General features: G+C 61.4%; 4 protein-coding genes. 3 read left to right on the top strand and 1 reads right to left on the bottom strand.

Annotated elements, in window-relative coordinates; translation table 11 throughout:
- A partial coding sequence (locus tag KRZ98_RS24630) for a J domain-containing protein (protein ID WP_217674466.1) occupies positions 1-278 on the bottom strand: 278 nt, incomplete at its 3' end.
- A gap of 667 nt (positions 279-945) precedes the next feature.
- On the opposite strand from KRZ98_RS24630, the gene KRZ98_RS16070 reads away from it, so the two are divergent.
- From KRZ98_RS16070 to KRZ98_RS16080, 3 genes are all read left to right on the top strand, one after another.
- Positions 946-5,610, top strand: coding sequence for an NAD-glutamate dehydrogenase domain-containing protein (locus KRZ98_RS16070; protein WP_217674467.1), 4,665 nt, complete (start codon positions 946-948; stop codon positions 5,608-5,610).
- 599 nt (positions 5,611-6,209) lie between these two features.
- On the top strand, positions 6,210-9,602 hold the full coding sequence (locus KRZ98_RS16075) for a DEAD/DEAH box helicase (protein WP_217674468.1): 3,393 nt from the start codon (positions 6,210-6,212) through the stop codon (positions 9,600-9,602).
- 755 nt (positions 9,603-10,357) lie between these two features.
- The gene (locus tag KRZ98_RS16080; protein ID WP_254798561.1) at positions 10,358-13,003 is read left to right on the top strand and encodes a UvrD-helicase domain-containing protein; all 2,646 of its coding nucleotides are present in this window, start codon (positions 10,358-10,360) and stop codon (positions 13,001-13,003) included.
- Positions 13,004-13,177 lie beyond the last annotated feature (174 nt).

A 13,177-nucleotide genomic window follows, 5' to 3' on the forward strand; every position in this document is an offset into this window, starting at 1 on the left:
ATCAAAGTCGTTCCGTAATCCGATCGCTGCACCCATGGCCATGCCCTCCAACAGGCCACCATAGATTCATACTTTTGCCGGTTTGGGAATCCTCGGCGTGAGTCAGCATCACAGCAGGTTGGTATAATCTGTTGGAAACGGGCACCTCCGTCTCGGACCCTTCCAGTGTCAGGGTGATGCTCTTTTGCCAATCGACGGTAAGCAGCTTTAATTTCGGTCGCGGAGGCCGAACTATCGAGTTCAAGCGCCGCATAAAATCCTTTTGCATCCCCCATCATTTGCTGCCCCGCAACGATCCGATATTGCAACCGTCGCGGGAAACCACCCTGACAGCAACAGAAACTTATACCCACTAATAGCTTGCCCAATGCCCCTTGGAATTGCACGGATAGTTTGCAGCTCCCAACAACCTCACTCCGTCCGCTTCATAACCCTCACCCGACCCCGCCCGGCATGAACGCCAATCCCTTCCCACATCCGTAGGAACAGCCAGTCCGGTATCGCGCCGTGAAAGGGACTGCCATCTGCCAACTATTGCGGCTTCACCAATCTGGTCGTCACCGACAAAAATATGTTCACGCAGTAACAGGGACCGATCGCCCCCTTTGGGGCAGCGCCGACACATAGAGGCGCAAAGCAGCACGACGCGCTGCCCGGTCGGCGCGGATCGCGGGAAAATGCTCCAGAAGCGCCCTTATCCGCGCTCGACATGCGGCGCGGGCTGGCCGATAGTCGGGCCACCATCTGCCCCGCCACCACGCGCGGGGTATGTTGCGCTGCATCATATTATTTCAACGCTAAGACACTTTATTTCACAAACAGGGTTGAGCCTCCCCATGGGCAGAGGCATATAGACGGTCGAAAGCCGAGGAGTCGCATGGCGGCGATCCAGCGTCTCCTCCGTTCAATTCCAAGCGGGACAAGCCCGCGTGAGAGGTTAGGCGAATGACGGCGCTGGCGGACGCGAACATCAAGGAAGTCGATACGTTCATCCGGGAGGCGCTGGAGGCAGCGTTGGAGCGGGGCGCCTTGCCCGGCGAGCGCGAAGGGCTGGACGAGCAGGGCATAGCCGCTGCCGCCGCCTTCCTGGGCCGCACCGCCAACGGGCGCAAGCCGGGCGACGCCGCGATCATGGTCGAAACGCTGGGCGAAGGCGCGAACGGTCGCTACATGCGGATCGCGATCGTCAATGACGACATGCCGTTCCTGGTCGACAGCATCGCCAACACGCTGGCCGCCGCCGACATCACGATCCACCGCCTGCTGCACCCTGTCCTGTCGGTGACGCGCCATGCCGACGGGTCGCTGGCCACGATCCTGGACGATGACGCGCCGGGCGCGCGTCGTGAATCGATGATCTATATCGAGGCTGACCGGGCCGATGCCAAGGTGCGCCGGGGGCTGGAAAAGGCGCTGCGCGATACGCTGACCGACGTGCGGGCAGCGGTGGCCGACTGGGCGCCGATGCAGGCGGCGATGGCGGCGGACGCCGACGCGGTGCCGGATGAGGAAGGCGCGGCGCTGCTGCGCTGGTTCCTGGCGCGCCATTTCACCCAGACCGGGCATGAGCTGTGCAATCGCGACGGCACCACCCAGTCGCGGCTGGGCATCTGCACGCTGCGCGACAAGACGCTGATCGCGCCCGCATCGCTGGAGGCGGCGTTCGTCTGGTTCGAGGAAGGCAAGCGCACGCCGCTGATCATCAAGTCCAGCCGCCTCTCGCGCATCCATCGCCATGTCCTGCTCGACCTGATCATCATCCCCGTGCGCGAAGGGCGCGAGGTGAAGGCGCTGTCGATCCATGCCGGCATGTGGACCAGTTCGGGCCTGTCGGCAACGCCGGACAAGGTGCCGTTGCTGCGATCGACGCTGTCGAACCTGATGGACAAGTTCGGCTTCGACCCGGCGGGCCATGCGGGCAAGACGCTGGCCCATGCGCTGACCGCCCTGCCCCATGACATCACCATCGGTTTCGATCGCGAGACGCTGGAGCGGCTGGCGCTGACCTTCATGTCGCTGACCGACCGGCCCCGGCCCAAACTGGCGCTGGCGACCAGCGCGCTGGCGCGCCATCTTTACGCCTTCGTCTGGCTACCACGCGACGAATTGTCGACCGCGCGCCGGGTGGCGGTGCAGGACATGCTGTCGGAAGCGGCCAATGGCCCCGTGCTCAGCTGGTCGATCGCGCTGGAGGAAGGTGGCCTTGCGCTGCTGCGCATCACGCTCGACCTGCGCGAAGGCGGTGTGGTGCCGGACGATGCGGCGCTGGACCATCAGCTCAAGCAAATGGTGCGTGGCTGGCTGCCCGCTGTCGAGGAAGCGCTGACCCAGACCGAAGAGCCGGGCCGGGCCGCTGCGCTGGCGCAGCGTTATGCCGGGGGCTTCCCGGCAGCTTATCGCAATGGTGCGGGTCCAGCCGAAGCCGCGATCGACATTCGCATGATCCATGGCCTTGCGGGGGCGGGCGACAAATCGATCCGCATCTATCGCAACCCGGAGGACAGCGCCGAACGGCTGCGGCTCAAACTCTACAGTCATGTGACGATTGCCCTGTCAGAGGTGGTCCCGGCGTTCGAGAATTTCGGTTTCCGCGTGATCGAGGAGATGACGACGGCGATCGACGGCGGCGCGCTGGGTCATGTCCAGCGTTTCGTGCTGGAACTGCCCGCTGGCGGCGATGCGCAGGGCGTGGTTGCCCGCGCCGACATCGTCACCGAAGCGATCGCGCAGGTGCTGGAAGGCCGGGCGGAAAATGACCGGTTCAACGAACTGATCGTTACCGCCGGGCTGACCCCGCGATCGGTGGTGCTGTTCCGCGCTCTGTTCCGCTATCTGCGCCAGACCGGCATGGCCTACGGCATGGCGACCTTTGCCGAAACGCTGCGCCGGGCGCAGGGGGTTGCGATCAATCTGATCACTTTGTTCGAGGCGCTGCACGATCCCGCTGCGCGCGATGGCGCCGACGCACGGGTGGCCGAGGCGCAGGCCGCGATCGACGCGGGGCTGGAAGCGGTGACCGCGATTGACGAGGACCGAGTGCTGCGTCTGTTGCGCGCGGTCATCAGCGCGACGCTGCGCACCAATTTCTTCAGCAAGGCGGCGGTCGAGGCGCTGGCGTTCAAGCTGGACAGTGCGCAGGTGCCGGGCCTGCCCGCGCCGCTGCCATGGCGCGAAATCTGGGTCTATAGCCCGCGTGTCGAGGGCATCCATCTGCGCGCTGGCCCCGTGGCGCGCGGCGGGCTGCGCTGGTCCGACCGGCGCGACGATTTCCGCACCGAAATATTGGGCCTGATGAAGGCGCAGCGGGTCAAGAATGCCGTCATCGTCCCGACCGGGGCCAAGGGCGGCTTCTATCCCAAGCAATTGCCAAGCCCCCAGGTCGATCGCGACGCCTGGCTGGCGGAAGGCACCGAAAGCTACCGCATCTTCATCCGCGCGCTGCTGTCGGTCACCGACAATATCGTCAACGATCATGTGAAGCATCCCGCGCAAGTCGTGGTGCGCGACGGCGACGATCCCTATTTCGTGGTTGCCGCCGACAAGGGGACCGCGACCTTCAGCGACGTCGCCAATGCTATCGCGCTCGATCGCAAATTCTGGCTGGGTGACGCTTTCGCCAGCGGCGGGTCCAATGGTTACGACCATAAGGCGATGGGCATCACCGCGCGTGGCGCATGGATTTCGGTGCAGCGCCACTTTGCCGAAATGGGCGTCGATGTGCAGAGCGAACCGGTCAGCGTCGTTGGCTGCGGCGATATGTCGGGCGACGTGTTCGGCAACGGGATGCTGCTCAGCAAGGCGATCAAGCTGGTCGCCGCGTTCGACCATCGCCACATCTTCTTCGACCCCGCGCCCGATCCGGCGAAGAGCTGGGAAGAACGCAACCGGATGTTCCAGCTGCCCCGGTCGAGCTGGGACGATTATGACAAGGCGCTGATCTCCAAGGGTGGCGGCGTATTTTCCCGTGCGCTCAAGAGCATCCCGTTAACCCCGGAAATCCAGGCGATATTGGGCGTCACCGATGCGGAAATGGAGCCGACCGCGCTCATTTCCGCGATCCTCAAAGCCCCTGCTGACCTGCTCTGGTTCGGCGGCATCGGCACCTATGTGAAGGCGGCGGCGCAGAGCCATGGCGATGTCGGTGACCCGGCCAATGACCGGCTGCGCGTCAATGCCGAGCAGCTGCGCGTCAAGGTGATTGGCGAAGGCGCCAATCTGGGCACGACACAGGCGGGGCGCATCGCCTTTTCGCTGCGTGGCGGGCGGATCAACACCGACTTTATCGACAATAGCGCGGGCGTCGATTGTTCGGATAATGAGGTCAATATTAAGATCGCCCTCAACAAGGAGATGGCCGAGGGCCGCCTGCCGTTCGAGGAGCGCAACGCCCTGCTGGAAAGCATGACCGATGCGGTCGGCGCCATCGTGCTGGAGGATAACCGATTGCAGGCGCTGGGCCTGTCGATTGCCGAGAGCGGCGGCGCGGCGGATCTGGCAAGCTATGTGCGGCTGATCGAGACGTTCGAGGAAAGCGGGCGACTGGACCGGCAGGTTGAAGGACTGGCGGCTAATGACCAGTTGCTGCGACGCGGACAGGATGGTCAGGGGCTGACCCGGCCGGAACTGGCCGTGCTACTGTCCACCGCCAAGCTGACCTTGCAGGACGCGATCGAGCAAGGCGACCTCGCCAGCGACGACAGCATGACCGGCGAATTGATGGCCGCCTTCCCCGCTGCGATGCAGGAAAAGGAAGCCGACGCGATCGCTGCCCATGCCCTGCGCAAGGAAATTATCGCCACCAAGGTCGCCAACCGCATCGTCAACCGGCTGGGCCTGATCCATCCGTTCGAACTGGTGGAGGAGGAAGGCTGTTCGCTGGGCGACATGGCCAGCGCCTTCCTGATCGCCGAGCGGCTCTATGACATTGGCACGTTGTGGGCGGATATCGACGCCGCCGACATGGCGGAAAGCGCGCGGCTTGCCCTGTTCGGCGATATTGCCGGCGGGATGCGGGCGCAGATTGCCGATATCTTGCGCAGCCAGCCGGCAGGCACGCTGCCCAGCGCAGGGCTGGCGGCGCTGACCCAGGGCGTCGGATCACTGGCGGCGCAAGTCGATGATCTGCTGACCAACGAGGCGCAGCGCCGCACCAATGCGGTGACGGACAGGCTGCTGGCGCTTGGCGCGCCAGATGCGCTGGCGCGACGGACGGCGGGGCTGTTCAAGCTGGACGGTGCTGTCGGAATCGCGGCCCTGGCTGGAAAGATGGGCGTGGACGAAATCGCGCTGACCCGCGCCTTCACCCATCTGGGCGAAGCGGTGGGCATCGACTGGGTCCAGTCCGCCGCCGCGCGCATGGAACCGACCGACCCGTGGGAACGGCTGCTGATTTCGGGCGTCGCCCGCGACATGCAACAGGTCAGGCTCGACTTCCTGGCGCAGGGGAAAGGCAAGGATATTTCGGCGCATGTCGAAGAGTGGCTGATCCAGCGCGGACCCCGCATTCGCCAGTTCCGCACCCTGGTGCAGCGCGCCAAGGCGGCGGCAACGCCCAATGTCGCCATGCTGGCGGAGATTGCGGGCCAGGCACGCGGGCTGCTGGGGCGCTAAATATGCCCATGACGGGAGGCGCGGAAGGTGGAAACCTTCTCCGCCTCCCCATGTCAGGGTGATTCGGTGATGTTCAGGAAAACTGGCTGGGGCGGCAGGAGCCGCAACCGAGTTTTCTATCCCCAGCAAAACTGCGAAATCGGGGCAATCAATCAGTGCCAACAAGGCAAGCTTTGTAGCAGACGATTGGGCCACCTCGTCAACCGTTAAGACTCTCCATGCCAGCAAATGTGATATTGCTCAGACAGGCCGGACATTGTCCACAACTGGTACTTTCCTGCCGTTCACGCGGACTCTGGCAAATGGCCGCTGTCGTCAGAGGCATAGGTGAAGACGTAGGTTGCTCGGACAGTTGACGCCTCACCTCGCACCTTACCTTGACCGTTTTATAACGTCGCTCTTTTGCTCGCCTGGGTGTGCATACATTAGGTGAACCGTACCGATCGCTACGCTTCATAGCGGACATATCAACGGCTGTGTTGAGGACGCTGCTCAAGAAATTAGACCACGTTCCTGCTATCATAGTCTCCATATGTCGTGGCCATATAGCACCTCCTGCCGGATGCGCGGTCCCTTGATCAGACCCGACATCATCGGCAATGCTGTGGGCGATGATACCTCCGATAACCTCGACGCTGATCGCAAACGCCGTCCAGACCAAGAATATGGTCACGGCGGGCTATGCCTACTGGCAGCAAGGCCGGGTGAGCGATCTTGCGATTGACACGGACATGGCGCTGATCATCGCCGCCGTCAAAGGCAGTGCCAGACACCCGTATGAGGTTACGATTGCCTTCACTGATCTGGATGGCGAAGACAAAGAACCCTTGATCGAATGCACCTGCCCGGTCGGCTTCGATTGCAAGCATGGTGCCGCCGTGCTGTTTGCCGCACAAGCACGCGCTGCGTCAGACGCTGACGGACCATCGGGTGCGGTGCAGCCTCGGATAGTGCCGAACGCGGCTTCAAAGCCGCTTCCACTGCCCGCGCCCTTGCAGCAATGGTTGAGCGAAATCCAGGCCGAAGCAACCGTGCGCGCACGCGGCACTGTGGATCTGGCCTACGTCTTTTCGCCACGCGCCCTGCACGACGGCAAAAGCCGCAAGGGCAAGGCTTTGCCAATATCGGGACAGATTCTACCGCAGCGTCTGGCTATTGCGGCCTCGATAATGAGGCAGAGCGGCAGCGGCCAGACCGGATGGCAGCAACCCAATGCCTATCAGTTGCGCAGCGGACAGATGCCACTGGATCCGGTCGATGAATGGTTGGTGCGCCGGATGGATCCTTATACCGGCGACCTCGACACGCACACCTCGCCCAAAGGGCTTGCGGGAAGCGATTGGGTCGAAAAGGCGATCGCGACCGGCCGGGCACGCTGGCGAAAGGCCGATGGGCCAACCCTGCATTGGGGCGAAGACCAGACGGTGAGATGGTGCTGGACGAGCCTTACAAACGGCGAACAACGCCCATCACTGGAGGGCTTGACCGAAGGGCAACTGCTTTTCGCAACGGCACCACCCGTCATTATCGACGACGCCACCGGAACTATGCACCGCGTGACCGGCATCACCGATCCTGCGCTGGCCCAGCGCGTGTTGCTGATCCCCCCGGTGCCGCCCGATGCCGTAGCGCAATTAGCAATCCATTGGGAAAACATCGCTGGCGCTGACGTACCCGCACCAACGCTCACGGGCCTCAAGGACTTGGGCGCTATACACCCGGTCCCGGTGCTGACCTTCGTTCAAGACAAGGTCGATGCCATCATGCCGAGTCGGCGCGGCTATCAGGCATCGCCCACTTACAAGGCTGATATGGCCTGCGTGCGGATCAGCTTTGATTATGCGGGATACCGCGTGACGCCGAACGCAAATGCAGCAGAGATCATAACTAACAGCGATGCGGGCTTTATCCGTTTCAGACGCGACCTTGCGGCAGAAACCCGGGCGCTCGACCAGATGTTTGCGCATGGCCTCATCCCGTTGGATGACTTTCCAGAGCTGAAGACCAAACCGGCGCTGCAATGGGATTTTGCCCCGGTCGCGTTGGCAAAAGCCACCGATTTCGCGCTGTTCATGCACACCGCGCTGCCAACGTTGCGTACCAACGGTTGGCGCATCGAATATGGCCCCAGATGGCGGCTCACCATCACAGAGGTCGGCGGTGAGGATGTGCAGTTCGATGTCACGACATCGGGCATGGATTGGTTCGATATCAGCCTTGGTGCCCGGATTGATGGGCAAGTCGTCGATATCCTGCCCATATTGCGACAGCTACTGGCGCACTTCGGCCCGCAATTGCTGGACCAGGCTGGGGACAGTATCACCATCGCGATTCGCCCGGGCAAGCTGGCGCAATTGCCTATCGAACAGATCAGGCCGGTGCTGGCGATGCTGCTCGAGCTGGCCCTCCACGATCGTGAGGCATCAGGAAAATTGCGCCTGCCGCGTAGCGATATCGCCGTGCTGGCCGATCTCGAAGCGGCGAGCGCAGGCCGCATTGGCTGGCGCGGCAGTGATGACTTGCGCAAACTTGCCCGCGCCCTCGCCCGCATCGATCTGCAGCCGACCGTAACGCCGACGAGCTTTAAAGCAGAGCTCCGCCCCTATCAGCAGCACGGTCTGGACTGGCTGCAAGTGCTCCACAGCGCTGGATTTGGCGGCGTGCTGGCGGACGACATGGGGCTTGGCAAGACTGTCCAGGCCCTGGCGCACATCGCTACGCTGAAAGCTGCGGGAAATCTGGAGGACCCCGCGCTGATCATCTGCCCGACGTCTGTGCTGCCCAACTGGCAGGCAGAAATTGCCCGCTTTGTTCCCGAACTGCGCAGCGTTCTCTGGCACGGCAATGACCGGCACAACCTGCATGACCAGTTCGGTGACGCCGACATCATCGTTTCGAGTTACCCCCTGTTGGTGCGCGACACCGCGCAGTTTGCCGCCCAAACGTTGTCACTCATCCTGTTTGATGAAGCCCAGACGCTCAAGAACCCCAAAACAGCTGGCTTCAAGGCGGCAAAGGCGCTGAAAGCAGGACAGATTATCGCCTTGTCGGGCACGCCGGTAGAAAACCAGCTGACCGACCTGTGGAGCTTGACCGACCTGGTCACGCCTGGCTTGCTCGGTTCACTTGACCAGTTCAAACGCGTGCTCGACCGTCCGATCTCCCGAGATGATAATCCTGCCGCCAAAGCAATGCTCCGACGCCGCCTCCGGCCCTTCATGCTGCGCCGGACCAAAGATGAAGTTGCTGGCGACCTGCCCGACAAGACGGAAATTCAAGAGTGGGTCGACCTCGAAAAGAACCAGCTGGCCGCTTACGAAAGTTTGCGCCTGCTTATGCACAAGCGGGTGCGCGACGAGATTGCCCGCGTCGGTCTGTTGCGCTCGCAGATCGTCTTCCTCGATGCCTTGCTCAAGCTGCGGCAACTGTGCTGCGATCCGCGCCTTCTACCGCAAACGAACGGCAACGGCATGGAGAAGGCCGTCGGCTCGGCAAAGCTCGCCAGGCTGATGGAGATGCTGCCGGAACTGCTGCGCGAAGGGCGACGGATCATCCTGTTCAGCCAGTTCACGTCCATGCTCGACCTGATCAAGCCCGAACTCGACGCGCTGGCCATCACTTATGTTGAAATCCGCGGTGCGACGCAGGATCGCAACACCCCTGTGCGCAAATTTCAGGCTGGCGAAGCTCACGTCATCCTCATAAGCCTCAAGGCTGGGGGAACCGGTCTGAACCTTACCGCTGCTGACACGGTGATCTTGTACGATCCCTGGTGGAATCCAGCGGTCGAAGCGCAGGCCATCGACCGTGCGCACCGGATTGGCCAAACTAGGCCCGTCTTTGTCCACCGCCTCATCGCCAAAGGCACAATCGAGGAGAAGATACTCGGCCTTCAGGACAAAAAACGAGCGCTTGCCGCTATGCTCTGGGAGGGTGACAGTGCAATCCGGGCCAAGCTGACCGAGGCCGACATCGCATACCTACTTGGGTAACGCGTGACTCGCCACTATCGAACAACGAGGTGGCGTTGCAGGCAAGGTGGGCGATAGCGCGTGATATTGCCCGTTAAGCGATCACTAAACATCTGCGGATGGCGCGCCCGTTTGCAGGATTTTAGGTATTTGCCTGTTAATCTAAATATTCTCGAAGAAACTAAGTGATTGGGAAGCGGTTGGAACACTGGTCGCCGAATGCCGCCTCGGCAGCCGCCGCGTTTGCTCCGATAGCGGAATATACAAGTCACGCTATCGCTCGGATCCCTGCGCCCGATTATGTCGGTCCGGTTCGATCATATCCGCAGACGACCTGCGGAACGGATTCAGGCAGATCATCGCGCTTCTCCTTACCAAGGCCTTACTCATTAACCTCTGGTACCAAGGCATTCCGGAGGAAGTCCTCCAAAAGGAAACGTAGCGGCGGAGGCGGACGCTACGACGGATCATCCGGCTGCCTCTCCAGCAGTGGAACCGTCTGCATAGGTCGCACGGCGGCCGGAACTGCAGCACCGGTGGTGGAAACAAGCGGCATAAAGTGTAGGCAGATGGGCGATAGCTGCGGTGGAGACCGATCTTTGGGCAAGCCATCGAAGCTGATCGTCCAGCAAGTCTGATCGATCAGGATGTTTAGCCGCTCTCAGACATATCGCCCGAGCCTCTGGGCTCGCCTGCTTCTGGGCAGGAACTGGAAGCTGGTGCTCGATCGTTCGCGTCGCGACCGACTACGGCTCGGCGACGATGACATATCCTGCATGGACCTCACCGCCGTTTCGGTCAGCAAGGCCCTGCTCTGGCATTCCGTCGAGATACGGATGAGAAACCGCCTCGAGACCCTTACAGGCCTGACCGGCGAATCCGCGCGCGGCCTCCATGAAGATCTGCGCGTCTTCGTAAATCACCATCTTTCAGACCTGATCGGCAAAGACCGGGAGAAACTGAAGGTCGTCGATGACGCCATTACCGGCATCGTCAGGTCGAGACGGCAATATCTGGCGCAGTCCGACATCAGCCGGGCGATCGCATCGGTCCCAGGGGACGCCTCGGCGGCTTTGACCCATCCGCTTTTCAGCTATGGCCACATGCCCACTGAAATGCGGTCCAGCCTGCCAGCCTCGTTCAGCATCCTGACCGACGCCAGCCAGCGTCAGCGCTATAACGACGATTTCGTTGAGTATGAGATGCAGGCCTTCGAGGGCTTCTTCAATGATCTGGGCGGCTTCCCGCTATCCGAGGAACAGCGGGAAGCCTGCATCCGGCTCGAGGACAGCAACCTGCTCGTCGCATCGGCGGGCTCAGGAAAGTCGGCGACCATGGTCGGTAAGGTGGCCTATGTCCTTGAAAAGGGGCTGCACGAGCCGGAGGAGATTCTCGTACTCGCCTTCGGCAAGCATGCCGCGGGCGAATTGAAGGAGCGCATCGCCCGCCAGCTTGGCATCCCCGCCGGAGACCTGAAATGCCGTGTCACGACCTTCCACGCGCTTGGACTCGGCATCATCAAGGAAGTTGAGGGACGACCTCCGCAGATGGTGAACTGGGTGGAGAGCGCAACAGGCGAAGCGCGCTTCCTGAACGGCATCATCGAAAAACTGGTCGAGACAGACGAGGAGTTCCGCCGGTTATGGGTGGAGATCCTCATTCTCTACCCAAAGGCGCACATTCCGCCGGCCGAGTTCAAGGATCAGGCATCTTATCGCGCCTACATGGCCGACAATAAGGGCAGAAGGCCAAAGGAGATCGGCACCTATTCTGGCGAATACGTCAAGTCACTGGAGGAGCAGACCATTGCCAACTGGCTTTGGCTGAACACTGTCGATTTCACATACGAGCGCCGGACCAAGACCCAGGACGAGGACGGAAGCGACAGATGGATCGATCCGGACTTCTACTACCCGGCCACCGATACAATCCACGAACACTTCGCTATTAATGCCGATGGAACCTCACCCTTTCCAGACTATGTGAAGCATGCCGGGCTGAAGCGCGCCGCCTATGCGCGACTGGGTGCGGACCTGTTCGAGACGACCTCGGCACAGGCGAGCGATGGGTCGCTGCTCGTCCGATTGAAGGGCGAACTCGAAAGTCGCGCAATGCCGCTGGTGGAACGACCGCTGGAGGAGGTGATGAAGGCTGTCGAACCCGTTGTTCTGAATCACTATCGCAAAATCATCGCCGTCTGCATCAAGCACATCCGCGCGAGCAACCTGACTCTCGATATTCTGCTCAAAAAGGCGAAGTCCCTTCACCATCCACAGCGCGCCGAGCGATTCGCGAGGGTAGTGTCGGCCATAACGGATGCATATACCCGAAAGCTTGAGGAGCAGCGCCGCATCGACTTCGACTCGATGATCGGGGACGCCGTCAAACTGGTTGAGACCGGCCAATATCAGTCCCCCTATTCGCTGATCCTCGTAGACGAGTTCCAGGACATATCTGATCCGCGGGCTCGGCTGATCAAGGCGCTCAAGCATCAGCGCGCCTTCACCAAGCTCTTCGCGGTCGGAGACGACTGGCAGTCCATCTATCGCTTCACCGGATCCGACATCACCTTGTTTACTGACTTCGAAACGCATTTCGGGGCATCGTGGGAAGGCCGCCTGCAACGCACATACCGCTGCAACCAGTTACTCGCCGACACTGCCGCCGCCTTCATTCAGAAAAATCCGGCGCAGATGACCAAGACGGTGAAATCGTCGCGTCCGGCGATTCCGCGCTCGATCCGGGCGATCCCGGTGAAGGTGGAAAAGACCAAGTTGAAGTTCGCGGACCCCTGCCATAGGTTGCTTGACCGTCTGGACACCTTCCTTGAGGGAATAACGGAGCAGTGGCGTAAGCACGAGGGCGATCGGCTGAAGGTTCTGGTGCTGTGGCGCTACAACCTACTGGATCCGTTCGACGGAGAACCGCCCTCATACCGGAATATCGAAGTGTCAGGCCTGTCGTTCCACCGCTCGAAGGGCCTCGAGGCGGACTACACGATCCTTCTCGATGTCAGTGAGGGCGACTATGGTGTCCCTAGCCGGATCGAGGACGACGAACTTCTCAATCTCGTCATTCCAAGGCCCGAGACATTCGAGTATGCTGAGGAGCGCCGCCTCTTCTACGTCGCCCTGACGCGTGCGAGCCGTGGCGCATTCCTGCTCTACAATGACAGGCAACCCTCCCGCTACATAGCCGAACTGTGCGGTATTGCGGGCGACGACCTCCGCTTCGAGACGGTCGATGGTGCCAGGCTGCAGCAATGCCCGAAGTGCATTACGGGAGGCTTGGTGGAGCATACCGCGGAGGATGGTGTAGTAACGATCCGCTGTAGACGCCACCCCCAATGCGGCCACGTCCGGCCGGTCGCGCCTGGGTCTTCAAAGCAAACACAACCCAATCAGATGGAGCGAAAAGCATGAAGGCCATCCTCGGCATCGCCTTGTCCCTATGCTTTTTTTCATCAGTGTATAGCGCGACGATCTGGGTGAGAGGTCAGCGACTATCAGGATGAGAACAGATTGTCGCGGCGGGTTCATGGTGCCGGGTTAGATTGTCGCTGGCAAGGGCGATTCTTCGCTCTGATTGTCGCTGAT

Origin of the sequence: Sphingobium sp. AS12 (genome assembly GCF_019097845.1) — a bacterium.
Lineage (GTDB): Bacteria > Pseudomonadota > Alphaproteobacteria > Sphingomonadales > Sphingomonadaceae > Sphingobium.

Excerpts from the sequence above, each read along its gene's own strand:
- KRZ98_RS16080 (WP_254798561.1), top strand. The coding sequence starts at position 10,358 with ATGGACCTCACCGCCGTTTCGGTCAGCAAGGCCCTGCTCTGGCATTCC.
- KRZ98_RS16075 (WP_217674468.1), top strand. The coding sequence starts at position 6,210 with ATGCTGTGGGCGATGATACCTCCGATAACCTCGACGCTGATCGCAAAC.
- KRZ98_RS16070 (WP_217674467.1), top strand. The coding sequence starts at position 946 with ATGACGGCGCTGGCGGACGCGAACATCAAGGAAGTCGATACGTTCATC.